General features: G+C 42.4%; 19 protein-coding genes. 4 read left to right on the top strand and 15 right to left on the bottom strand.

What is annotated here, in order from left to right; genetic code table 11:
• Positions 1-13 precede the first annotated feature (13 nt).
• The 10 genes from GDK41_RS16245 to GDK41_RS16200 form a co-directional block, all read right to left on the bottom strand.
• Positions 14-1,846: a sensor domain-containing diguanylate cyclase gene (locus GDK41_RS16245; RefSeq protein WP_232056485.1), complete on the bottom strand. Its 1,833-nt coding sequence runs from the start codon at positions 1,844-1,846 to the stop codon at positions 14-16.
• Positions 1,843-2,634: a TatD family hydrolase gene (locus tag GDK41_RS16240; RefSeq protein WP_152087377.1), complete on the bottom strand. Its 792-nt coding sequence runs from the start codon at positions 2,632-2,634 to the stop codon at positions 1,843-1,845. The genes GDK41_RS16245 and GDK41_RS16240 overlap by 4 nt, the downstream gene beginning before the upstream one ends.
• Positions 2,634-3,110 carry a hypothetical protein gene (locus GDK41_RS16235; RefSeq protein ID WP_152087376.1) on the bottom strand — a complete coding sequence of 159 codons (477 nt, stop codon included), beginning with the start codon at positions 3,108-3,110 and terminating at the stop codon, positions 2,634-2,636. Before GDK41_RS16235 ends, GDK41_RS16240 begins: the two co-directional genes overlap by 1 nt.
• Positions 3,107-3,850 carry a twin-arginine translocase subunit TatC gene (gene tatC, locus GDK41_RS16230; RefSeq protein ID WP_152087375.1) on the bottom strand — a complete coding sequence of 248 codons (744 nt, stop codon included), beginning with the start codon at positions 3,848-3,850 and terminating at the stop codon, positions 3,107-3,109. The genes GDK41_RS16235 and tatC overlap by 4 nt, the downstream gene beginning before the upstream one ends.
• A gap of 34 nt (positions 3,851-3,884) precedes the next feature.
• Positions 3,885-4,193: a Sec-independent protein translocase protein TatB gene (gene tatB / locus GDK41_RS16225; RefSeq protein WP_152087374.1), complete on the bottom strand. Its 309-nt coding sequence runs from the start codon at positions 4,191-4,193 to the stop codon at positions 3,885-3,887.
• Between the two features lie 4 nt (positions 4,194-4,197).
• On the bottom strand, positions 4,198-4,437 hold the full coding sequence (tatA, locus tag GDK41_RS16220; protein ID WP_152087373.1) for a Sec-independent protein translocase subunit TatA: 240 nt from the start codon (positions 4,435-4,437) through the stop codon (positions 4,198-4,200).
• Positions 4,438-4,495: 58 nt separating this feature from the next.
• Positions 4,496-6,100 (bottom strand): ubiquinone biosynthesis regulatory protein kinase UbiB, encoded by a 1,605-nt coding sequence (ubiB, locus tag GDK41_RS16215; protein ID WP_152087372.1) that lies wholly within the window; start codon positions 6,098-6,100, stop codon positions 4,496-4,498.
• 16 nt (positions 6,101-6,116) lie between these two features.
• Complete coding sequence (locus GDK41_RS16210) at positions 6,117-6,719, bottom strand: ubiquinone biosynthesis accessory factor UbiJ (RefSeq protein ID WP_152087371.1); 603 nt, start codon at positions 6,717-6,719, stop codon at positions 6,117-6,119.
• Positions 6,720-6,727: 8 nt separating this feature from the next.
• A complete protein-coding gene (gene ubiE, locus GDK41_RS16205; protein WP_152087370.1) occupies positions 6,728-7,483 on the bottom strand; it encodes a bifunctional demethylmenaquinone methyltransferase/2-methoxy-6-polyprenyl-1,4-benzoquinol methylase UbiE in 756 nt (251 codons plus the stop codon).
• Between the two features lie 112 nt (positions 7,484-7,595).
• Positions 7,596-8,597, bottom strand: coding sequence for a GGDEF domain-containing protein (locus GDK41_RS16200; protein WP_152087369.1), 1,002 nt, complete (start codon positions 8,595-8,597; stop codon positions 7,596-7,598).
• Positions 8,598-8,993: 396 nt separating this feature from the next.
• Here GDK41_RS16200 and GDK41_RS16195 point away from each other — a divergent pair, with 396 nt between their 5' ends.
• On the top strand, positions 8,994-10,664 hold the full coding sequence (locus tag GDK41_RS16195) for a DUF885 domain-containing protein (RefSeq protein WP_152087613.1): 1,671 nt from the start codon (positions 8,994-8,996) through the stop codon (positions 10,662-10,664).
• 258 nt (positions 10,665-10,922) lie between these two features.
• On the opposite strand, the gene mtnK is transcribed toward GDK41_RS16195, so the two are convergent.
• Positions 10,923-12,125, bottom strand: coding sequence for an S-methyl-5-thioribose kinase (gene mtnK / locus GDK41_RS16190; protein ID WP_152087368.1), 1,203 nt, complete (start codon positions 12,123-12,125; stop codon positions 10,923-10,925).
• Positions 12,126-12,245: 120 nt separating this feature from the next.
• Between mtnK and mtnA the strand changes: the two genes are divergently transcribed.
• Together mtnA and GDK41_RS16180 are read left to right on the top strand one after the other, a co-directional pair.
• Positions 12,246-13,262: an S-methyl-5-thioribose-1-phosphate isomerase gene (gene mtnA, locus GDK41_RS16185; RefSeq protein WP_152087367.1), complete on the top strand. Its 1,017-nt coding sequence runs from the start codon at positions 12,246-12,248 to the stop codon at positions 13,260-13,262.
• 109 nt (positions 13,263-13,371) lie between these two features.
• Positions 13,372-15,300, top strand: coding sequence for a S9 family peptidase (locus GDK41_RS16180; protein WP_232056484.1), 1,929 nt, complete (start codon positions 13,372-13,374; stop codon positions 15,298-15,300).
• 88 nt (positions 15,301-15,388) lie between these two features.
• Here the strand turns inward: GDK41_RS16180 and GDK41_RS16175 are convergent, their stop codons facing one another.
• Genes GDK41_RS16175 through GDK41_RS16165 form a run of 3 tightly spaced genes read right to left on the bottom strand, consistent with a single transcriptional unit; the run spans position 15,389 to position 17,222 of the window.
• Positions 15,389-15,931, bottom strand: coding sequence for a 1,2-dihydroxy-3-keto-5-methylthiopentene dioxygenase (locus tag GDK41_RS16175; RefSeq protein ID WP_152087365.1), 543 nt, complete (start codon positions 15,929-15,931; stop codon positions 15,389-15,391).
• Entirely contained in the window at positions 15,928-16,611 is a 684-nt protein-coding gene (gene mtnC, locus GDK41_RS16170; RefSeq protein ID WP_152087364.1) for an acireductone synthase, read from the bottom strand. Before mtnC ends, GDK41_RS16175 begins: the two co-directional genes overlap by 4 nt.
• A complete protein-coding gene (locus tag GDK41_RS16165) occupies positions 16,608-17,222 on the bottom strand; it encodes a methylthioribulose 1-phosphate dehydratase (protein WP_152087363.1) in 615 nt (204 codons plus the stop codon). Before GDK41_RS16165 ends, mtnC begins: the two co-directional genes overlap by 4 nt.
• Positions 17,223-17,378: 156 nt before the next feature.
• On the opposite strand from GDK41_RS16165, the gene GDK41_RS16160 reads away from it, so the two are divergent.
• Positions 17,379-18,473 carry a methionine aminotransferase gene (locus GDK41_RS16160; protein WP_232056572.1) on the top strand — a complete coding sequence of 365 codons (1,095 nt, stop codon included), beginning with the start codon at positions 17,379-17,381 and terminating at the stop codon, positions 18,471-18,473.
• Between the two features lie 75 nt (positions 18,474-18,548).
• Here the strand turns inward: GDK41_RS16160 and GDK41_RS16155 are convergent, their stop codons facing one another.
• Positions 18,549-21,839 carry a methyl-accepting chemotaxis protein gene (locus tag GDK41_RS16155; protein WP_152087361.1) on the bottom strand — a complete coding sequence of 1,097 codons (3,291 nt, stop codon included), beginning with the start codon at positions 21,837-21,839 and terminating at the stop codon, positions 18,549-18,551.
• Positions 21,840-21,939: the final 100 nt, after the last annotated feature.

Here is a 21,939-nt window from a genome sequence, read left to right as displayed (position 1 = left end):
TAGTCTCCTAAAATTATTCGTACGCTAAAACTTGATTTCGACCTTGTTGTTTAGCTTGATACAAGGCCTTGTCTGCTAAGTCGGTAAATAAGGTGGGGTTTTTACTGTCATTGGCTATGGCGCTATATACACCCGCACTGAGTGTCATTTGCAATTGCACCACAGCAAAGTCGAAGTTTGTGGTAGATATACTATGACGAATTTGCTCGGCAAGTTCTAATGCCCCATCTTGTTGAGTGTTGGGTAGTAGCAATACAAATTCTTCACCACCATATCTAAATACTTCGTCTAATGGTCGTTTAAGATGTTGCTCTATTATTTTGGCAATGGCGCAAATAGCTTGGTCGCCGACAACATGACCATAGTTATCGTTTATTTTTTTGAAATGATCGATGTCTAACATGACCACACTTAGGGTGGTTTGCTCTCTTCTTGAGCGTCTCACTTCCATCAGGATGCGTTTATCGAAGTAGCGTCGATTTTTTACTTTTGTAAGTGCATCTTCCATATTGAGTTTTTCTAACTCGCGGTTCTTCTCTTGTAACTCCCGAAGCGTTACTTCAAGTTTAAAGGTGCGCTCATCAATACTGGTTTCCAGTTTTTCTTGTGCTTGCTCTTGTATGAGCAAACGCTCTTTTAGTAAGGCATCTTCAGCCCGTGTTTGTGCAAGACGAGCTTGTTGATGTTTAATTTTGTTGTCGCGTTCTTGAATAAATTGACGCACCAACGCGTAGCTTAAGGTCATACTAATTAATAAGTAGCACAGGTAGCTTAAAGGTCTATCCAGAACCGGGCTTGAAAGTAGCCCCAGCTCAAAAGTACTTTGATAGACAAGTACAAGTAATAAGGTACTAAACATTAGCACATAGGCTTTATAAAATGGGGCTGAGTGCCTGTAAGCGTTTACGGCTAAAGCTAGATAGATGACGGTGGTCGCAAAGCTTAAGGTAAACGCAACGAATAAAGCTATTCTGTATGGTGCCATAGGGAGCGCGGCTGCACATATAAGGCCTACTTTTAACATCACGCTTAAGATGTATTGTGTACGCAATGCACTTTTAGGGACAAGTGTGCTTTTCAAGATAGGGATAAACAGCCAAGTCGAAATAAACAAGAAAAGCGCTTGCCCATATTGTTGTAGCCACAGCCAGTTACTATAAATATAACGATGACTAAACCCGTAGAGGTGTGCATTGAGCAGCCAAATGGTTGCGATGGTCAAACCGGCAAATAAGAAATAGTGCTTATGGGTAAAGGAGTACAGTGAGATATTAGTCAGAACCATAGCTACAATGAACCCAGCCAACACCCCATAGAGTAAGTTAAATTTACTGGTGTATTTTAGGTATTCAATGGGATGCCATAAACTTAGCGGTAAATAAGTTTGGCCGCTATTTTTTAATTTAATGAAAATTGTGCTGCCCTCATGGGCAGACAGTTTGATTGGCACTAACTGGACTTGATGTGAAATAGGTTGTTGAGCACCTAGTTGGTATTCACTGTTAGGTGCGACCAAAATAGAGCGATTTTGCTCGGGAATAAACGCGGTGATGTTATCCAATTGGTTGTTGTTCACACTCAGTAGCAGTGGCAGATCTTGGTTGGTTTGGTTGTTTAAAACAACTTTGAGCCAAATATTTTTCAAGTCTGGTTTAAGGTGTAAAAATCCACTGTCAACGTGTTGCCAATCAAGCTCAGTACTTGTTAGTTGCTCAAGCGTTTCACTGTTGTTTTGCACATACGAAAAAGGCAACGTTTCACGCTTGCTAAATGTTTCTTTAATTTCAAATGCATGAGTAGAAAAAGTGACGAACATGCAGAGTAAAACACAGAGTAGGCGGATCACTGTATTTCACCCTCAACTTTGAAGAGTTGCTTAAAGTTATCACGACTAATTTGCGCTACATGCTCAATACTTTGTCCTCTTAAAAGGGCTACTTGGCGCGCCACCTCATTAACAAATGCAGGCTCATTGCGGCGTGATTTTGGTTTTGGCTTTAAAGTACGTGGCAATAAATAGGGAGCATCTGTTTCGATAAGTAGTTTATCATCAGGGATAAGTGGGATGAGTTGTTGAAGCTGTGCACCTCTACGCTCGTCACAAACCCAGCCTGTCACTCCAATCATGAGGCCATAGTCTAAGTAAAATTCTAACGCGGCTTTGTTACCTGTAAAGCAATGCAAGACGCCTTGGACATTAACCTGTGTCAGCGCGGTTTGCATCGTATTAAACGCATCTCTTTCATGTAAATAAACAGGCATAGCCAATTGCTGTGCCAGGCTAAGCTGTTGTGTGAAGATTTCTATCTGTTGCGGGCGAGGTGAAAAGTCTCGGTTGAAATCCAGACCACACTCACCCACCGCGACGACTTTGGGCTGGCCTAATAATTGAGTTAATTGCGCAAGGTAGTTGCTAGGCGCATCTTTTGCATCGTGTGGGTGAATGCCTGCGGTGCTTACAAAGTCATATTGTAGCGCCAGTTGCAGGCTGTGTTTGGAGTCTTCAACATTACTGCCGATAAGTAACATATTATCGATGCTGGCTTGTTTTGCTCGTACTACAACGTCGTCACGATCCTTGTCGAATTGTGAACTCGTTAAGTTTATACCAGCATCAATATAATGCGCGGTCATCAGTCCACTCGCTTGACTCTGATACTGCGGTTTGAGCCTGCTTTAGTCATTATGAATGACCCTAAAGTGCCACGCTCTATCTGGATATCATCCCCTTTTTTGGCGTAGAATGCACCGCTGTCGAGCTGTTTCCATGACTGCCCATTATCAAGTTTAAATAAACGGGTGCCTAACGGAGATTTTTTAACTTCAATGACAGAGGCATTGATCTGCTGTGCTTCTGAGTAGTCAGTTTTCTCTTTTAATAATTTTTTAGACATGCCAAAACGCTCTTCGTCCGACAGTTCAGGTGGTGCATTTTGGGTAATCGTTTGCTCGATATTGATTGGCTGATTGGCCATTACTTTGTCAAAGCACACTAAACGCTTAAAATCTTTTTTAATGAGTGTACAAGCTGCCAGAGCTTGTTGATCTACAGGTTGTGCAAACGCAGTAGCACTTGCTAATACCACACTTAAAAGTGCTATTTTTTTCATTGTTCGGATTCCTGTTTTTCTGATTCTTTTGTATAACATTTCGCTAGTAATAAGCCTAGCTCAAAGAGTAATAGCATAGGTATTGCTAAAAGGGTCTGTGAGAGTACATCGGGTGGTGTTAAAAACATGGCTACGACGAATGCACCCACGACCATATAAGGCCGTTTTTCTTTGAGGCTTTTTACCGATGTTGCGCCGCTCCAGCACAACAACATAATAGCGACAGGGATTTCAAATGCCACTCCAAATGCAAAAAATAGCTTTAAGGCAAAGCTCAAATAGCTACTAATATCTGGAGATATGGTCATCATTTGTGGCCCAACACTGGTAAAAAAGCTCAGAACTATAGGGAGCACAACAAAATAACAAAACGCGATGCCGCAATAAAACAGCACGATACTTGAGAGCAGTACGGGGATCAGCATACGTTTTTCATGTTGGTAAAGGCCTGGGGCAATAAAGCTCCAGATTTGATGAAGTATAATTGGGATGGCACCAAATAGTGCAACAAACAGCGTGAGTTTAAAAGGCGCAAAAAAGGGAGCTGTTACATCTGTAGCTATCATCGTACTTTGCGCCGGCAATGTTGCGATTAAGGGCGCTGCAACATAGCCATAGATATCGTTGGCGAAATAGACCAGTGCGATAAAGATCAGCAAAACACTCAGTAGCGCCTTCATAACCCGATTTCTAAGCTCAATTAAATGGCCAATAAAACCGCTGTGCTGTGCTTGTGACATAGGTTGCTCTTTAACTTCTAAATTACTTGCTTATTCAGTCTTTTTTGGCGTCTGACGCGCTTTTGTAACTGTGTTTTACTGAATCAGCGGCTTTTTGCAGCTCGCTTACTGAGTGTTTTATGTCCTCAGGTAAGTCCTGCATGTTTTGCTGTTCCGCTTTTTTTAAATTGGTATGTAGCTCATGAACGCGCAGCTCTTCGTTTACTTCTGCTTTTACAGAGTTGGCAACCGATTTGATAGTATTTATCCAACGGCTCACGGTTCGAATGGCAACCGGCAAACGTTCAGGGCCTAATACAATCAGGCCCACAATAAGTACTACGACCAACTCCCACATACCCATGAGTTTACACCTTATCTTTGTCTTTTTTCTCTTGCTCGGTCGTATTTGTCTGTTGTTCTTGTTGTTTTTGCTCGGTTAATTGAGCCGAAGATGCTTTGTCTTCATCCGACATTGCTTTTTTGAAGCCTTTTACAGCTCCACCTAGATCACTGCCGATGCCACGTAGTTTTTTTGTTCCAAACAATAAAACAATGATGGCAAGGATGATTAATAACTGCCAAATACTGATCCCACCTAAACCCATGATGACTCCGTTTATAAATACTCAACTTGTCGTGATTATACGCCCAGTGTGTAAAATATCACCCTATTTTGCGCCACGCACTGATAAATAGGATAGCGCTTGCAGATAATGTTAAACCGCTTAGCAACCACTCATTTGCCAAATAGCTCAAGCTCGCACATATCAACGAAGTACAAGCCAGCATGCCCAATAGTATGGGTTTTACATCGTTTTGTTCTTTGGTATGGGTCAGTTGGCGGTTACTTCGCTTGAGATTATGGTAAATAAGATCTGGCATTTCAGGCATTTTTTCTGCCCAAAACGGCAAGTTAGCGTACAGTTGTTTTAACACTGACCAAGGGCCGACCTGCTCTTTAACCCATTGTTCTAAAAAGGGCTTAGCGGTTTGCCATAAATCAAGCTGAGGATAAAGTTGACGGCCAAGACCCTCAACGTAAAGTAAGGTTTTTTGCAGTAATACCAGTTGAGGCTGTACTTCCATATTAAAGCGTCGCGCCGTATTGAACAAATTAACTAAAACATGACCAAAGGATATTTCAGCAAGTGGCTTGTTAAAGATAGGTTCACAGACTGTGCGTATAGCAAATTCAAATTCTTCAACACAGGTATCTGCAGGGACCCAGCCAGAGTCAACGTGTAGCTGGGCTACTTGGCGATAATCTCGATTAAAAAATGCGATAAAGTTTTCAGCGAGATAACGCTTATCTTCTTTATTTAACGTACCTACAATACCGCAATCTATGCCGATGTATTGAGGGTTATGCGGTGTGTTGCGCGACACAAAAATATTGCCAGGGTGCATATCAGCATGAAAAAAACTGTCTCTGAATACCTGCGTGAAGAATACTTCCACCCCTCGCTCAGCCAAGAGTTTCATGTTGGTGCCTTGCGCAAGCAACGCGTCAGTATCAGACACGGGTATCCCATAAATGCGTTCCATAACGAGTACATTGGTACGAGAGTAATCGCTATAGACCTCTGGGATATAAAGAGATTCAGAGTCAGTGAAGTTTCGCTTAAGCTGAATCGCATTGGCTGCTTCTCGCATCAGATCCAGCTCATCAAGTAAGGTTTTTTTATACTCTTTGACAACTTCAACAGGACGCAAGCGACGGCTTGACTTAAAAAGCTTCACCAATAGTTTGGCAAACTGCGCCATTAACGCTAAATCGGCGGTGATCTGCTGCTCTATGCCTGGGCGGATCACTTTAATGACAACTTCTCGCTCATGTTCTTTATGTACCAACGTGGCGGTATGAACTTGCGCAATCGAGGCTGAAGCTAATGGAACCTGCTCAAACTCACTAAATAGCTCGCTAATATCGTTGATTTGTAATGCGCTTTCTATCAATTGTTGCGCCTGCGCACCATCAAAAGGGGCTACTTTATCTTGCAATAAAGCCAGCTCTTCAGCGACCTCTGGCGGCAATAAATCGCGACGGGTAGAGAGCATTTGCCCAAACTTAACCCATACCGGGCCTAAAGTTTGCAGCGCTAACCGCAGTCTTACACCTATGGATTTGTCGGCGTGTTTATTGCGTATCCAAAACAAACTATTTCTAGCTACGCGAGCAAACCAAGGTCGCTTTTTTGCAGGAATAAACTCATCAAGCCCAAAACTGAGTAAGGTGTGTGTTATCTGGTATAAGCGAGTAATTGCCAAACTAGTTTCCTTAATTTTAACGCGCGAGTAGTTGATTAATACGTTGCTCTAATTGTGCGGTTTGTTGTTTAAGCTCTCGAGTATGTGCTTTAAATTGTGCGACCTCAAGCGGATGGACTGCCACTTTGAGTTCGTCTTGCAGTAACTGAGAGGTCGTACTTTTGAGCACTTTGCCGAAGTGTTGTGTGCGAGCACAAGCAAGCTGTATATGCTGCGCTAGCTGCTGAGCGGCTGCATCACCTAGATATGGGGATAATTGTTCTGGCCAATCAATATCTAAGCTAGAGAAACTCTGGCTGTAGGCTTGAGCGAGGTTTAAATTACCTTGTAAGTCTAACTTTTCTTGGCGAATGAGTTGCGTTAATACACTGGGGTCTTTTAGCTGGGTTAAAGTCTCAATGCTTGCGCTTATATGGCAATCAGCGTGTTCTTGATAGTTGTTGAATAGCATAAAGCTTTGACCTGTAAAAGTCAGAGCAAAAGTCTGTTGCCAATCTCTAATTTCAATCAGCAACACTTGATGCCGCGTTTTTTCGAGCGATGTTGCAAAACTAGGATCTAACTTTAGGGCTGCGTTGAGCACACGTTCAACCGCAGCGACCAGCAAAGTGTTAATCATGTCAGCCTCTAGTATTTAAAACCGCGATGCAGTGCGACAATACCACCAGTCATGTTTTGGTAGCTAGTTTGTTCAAAGCCGGCGTCTTCCATCATGCTTTTTAATGTTTCTTGATCTGGATGCATGCGGATAGATTCAGCCAAGTAGCGATATGACTCACTGTCATTAGCCACGAGTTTGCCCATGGTTGGTAGCAGGTTAAATGAGTAAAAGTCATAAATCTTTGATAATGCTTCACTGTCAGTTTTTGAAAATTCTAAGATCAGCAAACGACCACCAGGCTTGAGAATACGATACATTGAGCGCAGCGCTGCATCTTTGTCTGTGACATTACGTAAACCAAAAGCAATGGTGATCACATCAATGCTGTTATCTGGAAATGGTAGCGCTTCAGCATTCATTTGTACGTACTCTATATTGCTGACAAGCCCTAGATCGCGCAATTTATCACGGCCTACTTTTAACATAGAGTCATTAATATCACCCAGAATAACTTGACCGGTATCACCGACTAGCTGACTGAATTTTGCCGTTAAATCTCCTGTACCACCGGCTAAATCCAGTACACGATGACCTTTGCGTACCCCGGAGCAAGCAATAGCTTGGCGCTTCCATAAACGATGAATGCCAAATGACATTAAGTCATTCATGATGTCGTATTTGGCGGCGACCGAATGGAATACATCTGCAACCATTGATGCTTTTTCTTCTCGTGCGACTGTTTTATAACCGAAATCAGTGGTTTGGTGTTGCGACTCTTTCATGATGCTTCTCTGCTTTGGCCATTACGCTAAATTGGGCTTTAGTGTACTTGATTGCGTGACTGAGGTGCAATTTATCACAGCAGAATTTGTTAAATTTGATACGCTTTGGGTGTTACGCGCTGGTGAAACAGCTTTGCCCTGATAAATGCGCCTTTTGTGCTGCTAAATGTGCTTTGTATGCAAGCTCATCAAAGCTTTGTTCTTGCTGTCGTTTCGTGATCCCTAAAGAGAGCTGAATACGAGGTAATTCAACATTGCCTCTGGAGCTGACAAATTTAAGCTTTTCTACACTGTTACGTATTTTTTCAGCGATCACATTGGCTGTGCTGGTTTCAATATCTGCTAATAAAACGGTAAATTCTTGCTCTTTGGTCCGCCCTGGCAAACCACTTTCGAGCACGTACTTACGTACTTTTTTTGCTACTCGGTTGAGGATCACTTCACCAACGATATCGCCATACTCATTGGTGAAGTCAGACAAGTTGTTTATTTGTATTGATATTGCGCAAATAGACCGGTCTTTTGCCAACCAAACTTGTGTTTGTTGATTCAAAAAGTGACGTTTATAAAGACCCGTCTGCGGGTCAATCATATGTTGTTTACGAAGATGTTGTAATTGCTGCTGTGACTTCATATACATTAGGCGTACTTTTTTTATTTGTGCTTTGAAGAGTTGATGCTGTTTTAGCAGGGCGTCAGTCGAGTGGCTCAGTTGTACAACAGCTTTTTTGCTTTTGGCTATGTTGTTTTCATCTAGATCTTGTACACAAGATGCGACTTTGTGTGCAAAGTTGGCAAATTGTTTTTGAGACTCGTTAGTGACTTTGGATAAGTTTGTTAAAGCACCGTCTACATTATTTAGTAACTCGGTTTCTGTTTTATGTCCTTTGTTCAGGTGTTCAAAATACAGGTGTTCAACAAAGATACTGTCTATCGTGTGCTTTTCTCGAATGGCGCTATCAATTGCTTTATTTAGAGCTGCTTCACACTTACTAATATAGGTATACGCCACATGATAGTTCATTGGGGTCGGCGGCAAATGATATTGCTCTAGAAAGAGGCAAACCTGTGTCATTTTTTCTTGTGCATTGGCCATGGAGTCATGGAATATCATTCTATTTACCGCAATAATAAAACATTACATCGAGTCAGTGACTTTCCCTGAAATGATAGGTTGAGTGTCACTAACATCATATCTACTTGAGCACTGAGTGCAATCTGTATTTAAAATCAAAACAGCCACATTTGAAATAGAAAAGTTAAAAATATGCGACTGTTCGCTTTTTTTATCAGCAATTTTTCGTAGTTTGCCTGCAAATTAAACATATTGCAATTTGTGGGATTGAACGCTTTTAGTTGCAGTCGTTGTGTTTGCTCAGTTACAGTCAAAAAAAGTCCAGAATCTTAGGGTAAAAATGTGATTAGAAATTTTGCGTTAACGGTTGGTGTATTGATTGCGAGTCTGTCGTTGGCGGGCTGTCAGATAACGCCAAGCTCGACGAGTAACGATATGTTTCATCAAGTGGAGCAACAAGCTCAGCAGCTACTAAAAAAATCAGATCCCTACAAAGTAGACTCATCAGGTAAGAAATATTATTTACCTAATTTAAGTGCTGATTATTTAGCGCAGCAATACCAAGCACAGTTGAGTCTACTTAAACAGTTAGATGCGGTTGAGTTTTTAAAGCTGTCTAAAGAAAACCAGATTAATCACACGATATTGCGTGCGCAAGTTCAAAATAAGGTGGATGAATACCGCTTTAATAAACATTATGTGCCACTGACTTCAGAGGGTGGGTTCCACTCCGAGCTCACTTATGTCATCAGCAATAGTGACTTTACCAAAGCCGACGGGTTTGACGTTTATCTAAAACGTTTAGCAGAAGTGCCGCGTTTTTTTGAGCAAAATATGCATTGGATGCGGATGGGGATGCAAACAGGGCATACTCAACCGCAAGTGGTGTTAGAGGGATATGAGCAGTCTATTGCTGGCTTTATTCACGAAGATGTCACACAGTCGGTTTTCTATTCGCCGTTTAAATCAAATACCGCAAAATTATCAGACGATGCGTTTGCCAAGTTACAAGACCGAGCTCAGTCAGTATTGCGCACTAAGGTGATGCCTGCTTACCGTGCCTATCTTAAATTTTTTACTGAGCAATATCGTCCCAACGCGCGTCAAACAATCGCTTTGCGTGATACACCCAATGGCCAAGATTTTTATAAAAACAGAGCCCAGTATTACACGACAACAGATATGTCTCCTAAAGAGATCCATGAGTTGGGTTTAAAAGAAGTGGCGCGAATCAGAAAAGAAATGGAGTCGGTAATTGAGCAAGTTGGGTTTACAGGCTCTTTCGCTGAATTTGTAGATTTCTTAAGAACGGATCCGCAGTTTTATGCCAAAACGCCAGAGCAATTGCTTAAAGAAGCTGCGTATATTTCTAAACGTATAGATGCGAAGTTACCACAGCTATTTCATACCTTGCCACGTCGTCCTTATGGCGTTGCACCGGTGCCTGCCAGCATAGCACCAAAATACACCACGGGGCGTTACTTGGGCGCAAGTAATGACTTAGAAGCCGGGTATTATTGGGTTAATACGTATGCACTAGACAAACGTCCACTGTATGTTTTAGAGGCGCTAACGCTACATGAAGCGGTGCCTGGACACCATTTACAGATTGCGCTGAATGAAGAAATGGAGCACTTACCTGATTATCGACGCAACAGCTATATTTCAGCGTTTGGTGAGGGTTGGGGACTTTACTCTGAGTACTTAGGACTTGAAGTGGGTTTCTATCAAGACCCTTACAGCAATTTTGGTCGTTTAACCTACGAAATGTGGCGAGCCGTTCGCTTGGTTGTCGATACAGGTATGCATATGTTTGGCTGGACTCGAGCGCAAGCAATGGATTTCATGAAGAACAATACGGCTTTATCACTGCATAATGTTAAAACTGAAACGGATCGTTATATTTCTTGGCCAGCACAAGCGTTATCATACAAAATTGGTGAGCTCACCATTAAGCGCTTACGTGCCAAGGCTGAACAAGCGCTCGGTAGCAAATTCGACTTACGAGAGTTTCACCATCAGGTGTTGCGCCATGGCTCTGTGCCTTTATTCTTGCTAGAAGCGCAGATAGAGCAATATATTCAACAAACTCTAGCGGCGAGCTAGTTGGTGAGCAACTTCATGCCCAGGTATGAGGTTGCTTGAAAACCTAATTTAGAGCAAAAAGCAGCACAAGCTGCTTTTTTCATTGATTTGATTATTTATACCAATCCGCAATAACACTTAATCCTTTTGAAGGATTAAACCTGACGACAGCTGCGTTAAAAATTTCTCATTTAGAACAACTAAATCACGAAATTTATGCCTTGTTATCGACAAGGTTTTCTTGCTTCAAAATAGACCACTTAGTTAAGCGGATTGGTATTAGAGTAGTAAACTCAACAACAGTTGCGATAAATCTTCTTTCGATTTGCAATGTGGTGCCTGTAATATAAGTTGCTCGCCCAGCTGTAGCGCTTGAGACTGCGCGTTTAGCTTTGCTTGCTCATCTTCAATGCCATCAATATCAGCAACATGGGCAAGTCCTATGGTGCGGCGTATCAGTTCAGTTCCACAAAAGCCAAATGCTTCTCGTAGCACTTGCTCTACAAATAACTCAGCATAACCTGTTGTTTGTAAGGCTAAATCTTGAGTGTGCGTTTGAGCTAAAGCCAGCCAAGTCTGCTCAAATTCACTCACGCATGTTTGTATGCACTTAAGTAGGTAAGCATGTATATCTCTGCGCTGTGGTAACGCTTTGGCGCGCGCATTTTGCGCGCAATAGTTAAGTAATAAGTTACCAATAAAAGAGCCTAAGTCAAAACCAATTGGTCCGAAAAAGCCAAACTCAGGGTCAATGACTTTTACGTGTTTGTTGTCGACAAAAATACTGCCGGTATGAATATCACCATGCAGTAATGCTTGCGCAGAACATAGGAATTGGCCTTTCAACTGCGCTACCGCCAGTTTTAACGCATGGTTTTGATGCAGTTTGTTGACTTGCTCTTTTAAACCGTGTGCAAAGTTATTCCTTTCACAGACGCGATATGGATCGTCAAAAAACAAACCTTCGGTGATGGCGCATAGCTCGGGGTTAGTAAACTCTGATACAAGCGCTTTCTTCTGCTGCGGCTCTAAATAGAAATCACTGGTAAAAAAACTCGTATGAGCAAGGTAATGGGAAATGTTTGATGCGAGGTGATCGAAGGTTTTTCCTTCACATAGCTGGCTTCTGAGGATCTGCATATGACCCAAATCTTCCAAAATGGTAATGGCTAAGTCGTTATTTTGATGCAAAACCTGAACGGTTGTATCTGGGCATATCTCGCCATGTTTTTTAAGTACACTAGCTTCTATACGTGCTCTGTCTAATGTTAATGGCCACGACTGACCAACACATCGCGCGTAGGGCAGTGCTTGCTTTAAAATCACGCTGTTTTGGTGTTGATCGGCTACACGAAAAACCAAATTTAGATTGCCATCGCCAAACTCGTAGCAAGTCAGATTTGCATCATCGCTAAAAAGTTGCGTTTGAGTTTTTACATACTCAAGTGCTTGAGCATTGTCCAAAGTGGTGTAGTTAGTCATAAGAAGCCATAGAGTAACGAAACTAATTACGGCATTCTAAGCTTTTAAATGTTTAGATGTCTATACTTCTTTTTGTGCTGGTGTAAAATAACACCGCTGAATTTAGAGTAGAGAATCATTATGCAGACCTTAATTGCCCGAAGTTTGAAATATACAGACAACCAGTTGTGGGTGTTAGATCAGTATTTACTGCCCCATGAACAGCAATGGCTTTTATGCGAAAGTGTAGAGCAAATGCAGTCATATATCGTGTCTTTAAAAGTGCGCGGAGCGCCTTTGATAGGCCTTGCGGCAACTTTATTGGTGGCCCATTTGGCATTACAAGCGCAGAGTAAAACGCAATTAGCACAAGCTATTGATGATTTAGAAGCAACGCGTCCCACAGCGGTTAATTTAATGCATTGTATGGCAAAAATGTGTGATGCATTGGCTCATGATGACTATGTTAATCAGTTAGTTAAAACCGCAGAGCAGCTGTTTTTTGAGGATGTGGCATTGTGTGAGCAAATGGCCACATTAGGCGCACAGTTAGTGAATGCAGGTGACAACATACTAACTCATTGTAATACTGGCGCGCTTGCTACTGCCGGTATTGGCACTGCACTGGGGGTGATTTACAAAGCACACCAAGCTCACGGTAATGTTCATGTATGGGTAGATGAAACTAGGCCTTTATTGCAAGGTGGTAGGTTAACAGCGTTTGAGCTTTCAAAATGGCAAATACCGTATACGCTTATCTGCGACAACATGGCGGCAAGCCTAATGGCTGCTAAGCAAGTGGATAAAATTTTTGTGGGCGCAGATAGGATTGCGGCTAATGGTGACTTTGCCAACAAAGTGGGCACTTACAATCTAGCCGTATTAGCCAATCATCATGGCATTCCTTTTTATGTCGTAGCGCCAGAGACCACGCTTGATAGTGCTTGCCCAAATGGCGAAGCAATTCCGATTGAACAGCGCAACCCACAAGAGGTGACAGGAGTCAGTGGTAGTTTTGGTCAGTGTCAGTGGGCACCTGACAATGCCAAGGTATACAACCCTGCATTTGATGTTACACCGGCTGAACTTGTCACAGGGTGGGTGTTGAACTCTGGTATTTATACACCAGAGCAAGTGAAAAATGGGGCTTTTAAATAGAACATCAATTTAACACTTGGTACTAAGCTTGGTACAATAGAGGTCGTGTTTATTTTATCTAAATCAAGAAAAGGACTTTATGCGTACACTCACAACTATACTGCTCTTTATGAGCAGTGTTATATGTCAATTCAGTTTTGCAGCTGGTTCACCGACTATAACTTTAGCTGACTTTGCAAAAGATGTTGCCTATCAAAATGTAAAGCTATCTCCAAAAGGGGATTATATTTCTTTTATTGCTAAGCAAGATGATAAAAATGCTTTGTTTATCCTTGATGCTAGCACCTTTAAGCTAAGCCATGCAGTTGCATTTAACGCTAACGGTCAAGTTGGGGACTATGAATGGGTCAACGATGAGCGCGTAGTGATGGAGAAACAATATTTACGTGGTTGGAAAAGCCAGCCCGGTTATGCGGGAGAGTTATTTGGCGTTGATGTAGATGGCTCCAATGCGCGCTATCTGGTAGGTGTTCAAGGCGAACAACAAGTCGGGTCCAATATCAAAAAAGCAACGCCATTAGGGGGGATTTCATATATTTTAGACCCACTTCATGATGATCCTAAACATATGTTGGTTTTTAACATTCCTGATACTGGCACGAATGAGCCAACCACTAAGGTATATAGAGTCAATGTGGAAAAAGGCAACCGTGCCTTGCGAGCAAGATCACCAGAAAAAATGGCGAACTTCTTAACCGACCACCAAGGTAACGTGCGTGTTGCTTCTGCGTCTAAAAACGGCATCAATACACAAGTTTATGTACGTGGTGAGGATGAGACTACGTGGAAAATGTTAAAGTTAAATGGTGTTTTTCGAAGCATAAAGCTACTGACATTTGATAAAAATGGTCAACAAGTTTACATTTTAGCTTCTCGAAAGGGGGAGCCTGAAGGAGTATTTAAGTTAGATCTTGGCACCGGTAAAGCAACAAAAATCTACCAAGATGAGGTGGTGTCACCCAAAACAGCTTGGATAAGCGAATATGACAAAGCGCTTTACGCGATAGAAATTGATAATGGTTATCCTACCTATGTATTTCCAGATGAAGATTCAATCAAAGCGAAGCGATTAAAAAACATCATTCGAGTCCTGCAAGGTGATCAGGTGCACCTGGTATCAACGACGCGAGATGGTAAAAAAAGTGTATTTTTCGCTTCGAGTGATATTAATGCTGGTCAATATTATTTATATGATTCAAAAACCAGTCAATTACAGCAACTGTTTTCAGCGCGAGAGTGGTTACATCCTGATTTGATGTCGCAAACCAAACCCATTACTTTTCAATCTCGTGACAAGCTAACGATTCATGGTTATTTAACTCTACCTGTAAGCAAACAACATAAAAACTTACCTTTGGTTGTGATGCCACACGGTGGCCCTCATTTTGAGCGTGATTGGTGGGAGTTTAATCCTGAGGTTCAGATGTTGGCCAGTCGTGGTATTGCTGTATTGCAAGTTAATTTTAGAGGTTCAGGCGGTTATGGCGTGGCTTTTCAGTCGGCAGGCTATCAGCAGTGGGGTGGTAAAATACAGCATGACATCATCGATGGTGTTCAGTATGTCGTATCACAAGGTTATGCAAACAAAGATAACATTTGTGTAATGGGGGCCAGTTTTGGGGGTTATTCGGCACTACAAAGTGCAATCTTAGCACCAGATTTATTCAAATGTGCTGTTGGCGTTATGGGGGTTTATGACTTGCCTCTGATGTTTGACGAAGGGGATATTGCACTACGTCAATCAGGCTTGAATTACTTAACTCAGGTTCTTGGGAAAGATAAGCGCAAGCTAAAAGCTTTTTCTCCTAGCCATAATGTTGCGCAACTTAAAGCGCCCGTGTTGATTGTACATGGTGGTGAAGATGAACGCGCACCGATAGAGCAAGCAGAATCAATCATTAGAGCGTTGCAGGCAGCTGAGCATCCGTATCAATATAAACAGCTGGATGATGAAGGTCATGGTTTTTATAAGCCTAAACATAGAGCACAGTATTATGAAACGGTTATGGCTTTTTTAGGTGAACATTTAAAGCTGTAAGCTAATGAAGCAAAGGCAGTATATCTGTTAAATACTGCCTTTGTTCTAACTGTTTTAGCCTAAGTAATAAGGCTATTCAAATATGCAGCTAATCAAGTAGTGGGAATCGGGTGGCAATATCGCTATGTGTACTTTGTGCAACCCAACCCGCTTCATTATTGAAAAAGCGAATAGCAGTAAACTCAGGGTCACTGCCCATATCAAACCAATGTGCTGTGTTGGCAGGCACAGAGATTAAGTCACCTTGCTGGCATAGAATTTGATAAACCTTGTCATCAACATGTAAGCAAAATAGACCTTGCCCTTTGACAAAAAAGCGTACTTCATCTTCATTATGGGTATGCTCAAATAAGAACTTTTCACGTAGCTGGGCGGCATTGGGGTTGCCTTTTTCAAGCGCAATTACATCCACCGTTTGGTATCCGCCATTGGCTTGAACACGTTCAATATCAAATTGGTAGCTTTGCAAAATGTCTGAATGCGTCATCGCTGAAGTGATAACTTGCTGGGCTTGCCATTGCTCAAAGTTAACGCCAACGTGTGCTAGATGTTGCTTAATGTCGTTTGCGTCTGTGCATTTTAAAAGCGCATTATTTGGGTTTTGGTCTTTAAAAACAGTTAATTGGCTCATAATGATAACGCCTCAAATTGCGCAAAGCTCTCAATGGTAGGGTGCAAGTCTGATTGCGCTTGGTTGTCGCGCCATAGTTGTAAGGTTTTCATGCCTGCTGCTTTTGCTGCGTCAAGTTCAGCAACCACATCACTGAGAAATAGAATATGCTGTGCATCATAAGGGAGTTGCGACGCGATGGCTCTATACGAGTTTGCATCTTGTTTAGCGCCGATATGAGTATCGAAATAGCCCTTAAACAAATGACGAATATCACCATAATCAGAATGTGCAAACAACAGCTGTTGCGCTTTTACTGAGCCTGATGAATAAACATATAGATCGATATTCTGCGTGCTTTGCTCAGTTAAAAAAGCATACGCATCGGGATAAATATGACCGGTAAAGTCGCCATGCTCATAGCCCGCTTGCCAAATAAAGCCTTGCAGTTGCTTTAAGGGCGTCACCTTTTTATCTGCTTCAATCCAACCTAATAGTGCAGCTATCACATCGTCTACGCTGGCTTGAGGGTTATCAAGCTCGTTACAAACCGCGTCAATTTGTGCCTTTACGTCATCACGTTGTTGATTGTTATGGACAAACTCTGCTAAGTGGTTGCTAGCATAGGGAAATAGTACATCTTTAACAAAAGAGATACGAGTGATGGTGCCCTCTATATCTGTCACAATGGCTTTGATCATTTAATTGACTCCAATTTGATGCGCTCTAACTCGCAGGCAAATAAAAACTCTAATCCTTCGATGTGTCGACGAGTTTCATTGATGTTCGTCCCTAATGCATACAGTCCATGACCGCGGATCAATACTGCATGAGTAATAGGATGTAGCTGATGGTATTGGGCTACCTGCTGCGCTAAACGTTCGATGTTTTGGTCATTATCAAAAATGGCGATGCTCACAGGCGTATGGTGACAGGCAATACCTGATAATGATTTTTGCATTTCGTAGCCGTTGATCTGTAAAACGTCGCTTTTTTCAAAACGAGATAACACTGTCGCAGCAACAGAATGGGTGTGCAGTACACAACCTGTGCTCGGAACAAGATGGTAGAGCTTTAAATGTAATGCGGTTTCAGCAGAGGGTTTGCCCTGCCCTGAAAGAATATTACCCTTGTTGTCTAGCTCTAAGAAATCTTGAGGGCTTAGGCAGCCTTTGTCATGCCCACTTGCTGTAACGACAAAGCCATTATGGGTTTTTATTGAAAAGTTCCCCCCAGTTGCAGGTACCCAACCTTTATGGCTAATCCACTTTCCGGCCTCAATTAGCGCTGATTTAGCAGCATCACTATTCATCCTATGTTACCTTGTACTTGAAATAAGATAATTATTTAGACGGCTATACATCTATTTGTGTAATAATAACATTGCTTTTAGTTTTGCACCATCATCAAAGAGAGAAGGACATTGGAAAGTAAACTACCCCACGTTGGCACCAGCATTTTTAGTCAAATGACTGGGCTGGCAAATCAATATCAAGCAATTAATTTGTCTCAAGGTTTCCCTGAATTTGATGCCCCTGATTTTCTTAAGAAACGGTTGGCGGAATATAGTGAACAGGGCTTTAACCAGTACTCCCCGTCATCTGGCATAAGTGCATTACAAAACCAAATAGCCGCACTGATCGCGCGTCGTTATAAGCAAACCGTTGAGCCTGAAAGTACCGTGACGGTCACCAGTGGTGCCACCGAAGCACTCTTTGTTGCTATTCAAGCTATCACACAGCCCGGTGATGAGGTGATAGTATTTGACCCCGCTTACGATAGTTACGCGCCCGCTATTGAATTGGCTGGCGGCAAGGCTGTTCACATTGCGCTGCGTGCACCAGACTTTCGCATCGACTGGCAAGAAGTAACTCGCGTACTGAGCGCTAAAACCCGAGCAATTATTATTAACACGCCTCATAATCCGAGTGCCAAAGTGATCTCGGAACAGGACATTAATGAGCTCAAAGGTGTGCTAATAGAACACGATCTTTTGCTTATCAGTGACGAAGTGTATGAACATATTACATTTGATAATCACCGCCATTTTAGTGCGCTCATAGATGACGAGATTTTTTCGCGTAGTTTTGTGATCTCTAGCTTTGGCAAGACCTTCCATTGCACTGGGTGGAAAATGGGTTATTGTGTGGCACCGCCAAATTTATCAAGCGAGTTTCGCAAAGTACATCAATACGTGACTTTCTCAAGCTTTACACCTGCGCAGTTAGCGCTAGCGGATATGCTGAACGTACACCCAGAGCACGTTGATGAGCTGGCACAATTTTATCAACAAAAGCGAGATACGCTTGTAAAGGCATTAGGTGATAGTCGTTTTAAGATCCTTCCGAGCGAAGGAACTTACTTCTTACTACTTGACTACTCTGCAATATCTTCAATGGATGATGTGGCATTTTGTGAGTATCTAGTGAAAGAAGTTGGTGTGGCAGCGATCCCTTTAAGTGTGTTCTATGACTCGCCACCGAGAGATAAGATTATTCGTTTATGCTTTGCAAAGCATACTCAGACGTTATTAAACGCGGCACATAAGTTATGTGCGTTATAGTGTAGATACTATCCGGTAAAAGTTTGCCCCACTTACGCGTTTACACTAAGTGGGGCCTGTGCTCGTCATACACCATCACGACGCATTGTATTGGTGAACCAGTAAAGCTGCATGTGGTGCGGGTTTTTCTATATTGAAGTAGCCAAGCAAACGGCGCATTTCATGAGATTGCTCTGCTAGTTGTTTCGCCGCGGCCATGGTTTCTTCGGTGATGGCTGAGTTTTCTTGTATTAAGTCTGTTAGGCGTTGCACCACTTGGTCGACCTCCTTAATGGCAAGTTGCTGATTGGTGGTCGCTTGATTAATTTTTACAATGGTATCGCTAACCTCCAATACTGCGGCAACAATGTGCTCTAGTTTTAAACCCGAGCTATTCGCCATTTCTATGCCTTGACCTACTTTATCGTTGCTGTTCGCAATGATGTCTTTTATTTGTTTAGCTGACGCTGCGCTACGTCCGGCTAAGTCTCTCACTTCATTGGCGACGACCGCAAAGCCTTTGCCATTTTCACCGGCTCTTGCCGCTTCAACCGCGGCATTTAAGGCAAGTAAATTGGTTTGAAATGCCAGTCCATCAATCACAGAAACAATTTCATTAATGTTTTTACTGGCTTTATCTACTTCGTCGATAGCGCTGACGGTATCTTTTGAAAGTTTTCCGCCTTCTTTCGCCGTTTCTTCAGCTCTATGCGCTAGTTTTACAGCCGATCCAGATTGTTCAGAGACAAGGGTCAGTGCCTCGAGCATTTGACTGGTGCTTGCACTTGCTTCTTCCAAGTTAGCGGCCTGCTCTTCTGTGCGAGCGCTTATTTCGGTATTGCTATCGGCTATCTCTGATGCGCTTTGTGAGACGTTATTGGCTGATAGCTGGATGCCTTCAATGACCTCTGTAAGCTTTTGAATCGTTGTATTGACATCCTGTTTAAGCGTTGCAAAAACACCATCATAATCACTTTGTACTGTGTGGGTTAAATCTCCTTTCGCCAAGGCGCTTAATACTTGGGTTACCTCGCTAATCGCATCGTTGATAATTGCTGTAGAGCCGTTCACATCCTCTTTTAATTGATGTAATTGACCTTGTAGATCAGAGGTTATTTGTAGACTAAAGTCACCTTGGCACATTGCACTCATGACACTGCCGAGATCTGCGATGACCTGATTTAGGTTATTAACAGAGCGGTTGATATCCGTTTTTAAGTTATTCAATTGCCCTTTCATGGGAGTTTCTATCGTGCGGTCGAAGCGACCATAACTTATGGCTGTCATCACTGATGAAATTTCACTGACCGCATCATCTAACGACTCAATAGATAGATTAATATCATTCTTTAACTGACCTAATTGTCCTTGGGCTTCACAGTTGACAGTGTGCTTGAAATCACCTTGGCTAACTTCTGCCATGACAGCACCTATGTCTTTTATGATGTTGGCTAAGTTGGCAACGCTAAAGTTGATGTCATTTTTAAGTTCTTCAAGTTGCCCTTGTAGTGGTTGGTCTATTCGTTTTGAAAAGTCACCATTTCGAATTGCGCTCATAACATGGCTAATGTCATCAATGGCACCCGACAAGCTGAGTACAGAGTTATTAACGCTGTTTTTGAGTTGTTCTAGTTTGCCACCGGCATTGATATGGATTTGTTCTTTGAAGTTACCTTGTTCTACGTTCTCCATAACATGAACAATTTCATTCATCGTGGTATTTAAACTGCTTAAAGAGTAATTAATGTTGTCTTTTAGCTGCGCTAAATCTCCAGACATCGGTGTTTGGAGTTGATGGTGGAAGTGCCCTTGAGCCATCTCTTTAATTACGATATTGATCTCTCCAAGTGCGATGTCTAGCGTATCAGCGCAATGGTTGGTTGCTTGTTTTAAAGTATTTAACTCCCCTTTGCAGGCAACTGTAATTCGGCTGGAAAAGCGGCCCTCAGCCATTTGGTTCATAACTTGATTGGTTTCATGTAGTGACAGTTGTAGAGCATCTAACAGAGAGTTGAATGCCTGTGCCGACTCGCCAATTTCATCCTTGGAGTAAATGGGCGCACGCAGTGAAAAATCTCCTTCATGCTCAACGCGGCGCATGGTTTTTACTAATGCTTGTACTGGGCGGGTAAGTGTTTTGGCAAACCAAATGGCAGCAACAATAATAACCCCAATGCAAATAACAAGAATGACTCCTAGTATCTTCGTCAGATAGGTAACTGCCGAGAATGCTTCAGCTTCATCTATCTCCGATAGCAGAGCCCACCTGACACCGAGTACATTCACGGGGGTGTAAGCAGAGAGCACTTGATGGCCATTATAGTCGGTGATTATTTTTTGACCTTGCTCACCCTTAATGGCAAGGCGAAATGCTTGGGTATCTATACGACTTTGGTCAGGATGTTTAAAAGCATACTCAACAGAGTGTTTAATTGGATCGAGATATGAATCTGAGCGCATTAAGCCTTCAGGGCCGACAAGGTAAGTTTCACCGCTTTCGCCGAGACCTTCACGTTCCGTCATAATCGTGTTCAGCGCTTCAATGGATAACTGAAACACCAATGTTGCTCCGTTGGTCCCTGCAATATTAATAGGTGCAGCAAGAAAGCTTGCTGGTGCATTGTATGAAGGTAAGTAGGGTTCGTAATCAACAAAAGCAAACTGTGACGTATCGTCTAGCTGCTTTGCGCTATTAAAAGCTTTTGCAAGGCCACTGTCAGAAAATGGTCCCGTTATCAAAGAGGATGCAAAATCGAGCTCTTTGTAGACAGAGTAGACAACAATGCCGGTGTCATTATCGATAATGAACAAATCATACAATTCAAATACGTCTGCAAGTTTAGAGAAGTAGGCATGGTATTGCTGGTGGGTTATGTCATAGTCATCTTGGTGGCCTGTACTGACTAGGCGCAGCTTTTCACCCAAGGGATATGTATTATCAACGATATAACGTGTTTGCAAGGCGGCGGCTTCTGGAGAAAGCTGGTTATACAGACCACTAGGTGGTTGCGTATCAGGGTTTTCCTGAAGAAACTTTTCAGTGAACTGTGTATCATAAAACTGCGTTAGATTATCCGATTTGTAAATGGGTGTATCAAGATTTGCAATGGCATAAGTAAACGATTGCGCTGCCCGAGCAGTATAAGGGCTGATGGCAACCGACTGTAATTCATCTCGCACGCCTTGAAAATGTCGGATAACGGCATTTTTTTTCACTTCGCTGACGGCATGCAGTTGCGCATAAGATTGTGCTTGTAGTGCATCTGAAGCTTGATATAGAGCGATGCTGATAATACCGGCCATGGGCAACAGCGCGACCGATAAAAAGGCGATATTGAGTTTTTTAGCCAAATTGAGTTTAGCAAAAAGATGAGAAAACCTGCGCATAACCTAATCCTTGTTCTCTAAGTGTTGCTAAAAAGTGTAGAACAATTCTTGTTCGCGTCTATCAATTTATATACTTTTTCACTACGAATATAGGATGTGT

This window comes from Pseudoalteromonas sp. A25 (assembly GCF_009176705.1).
Classification (GTDB): domain Bacteria; phylum Pseudomonadota; class Gammaproteobacteria; order Enterobacterales; family Alteromonadaceae; genus Pseudoalteromonas.
This window is presented reverse-complemented; position numbering and strand designations above follow the sequence as displayed.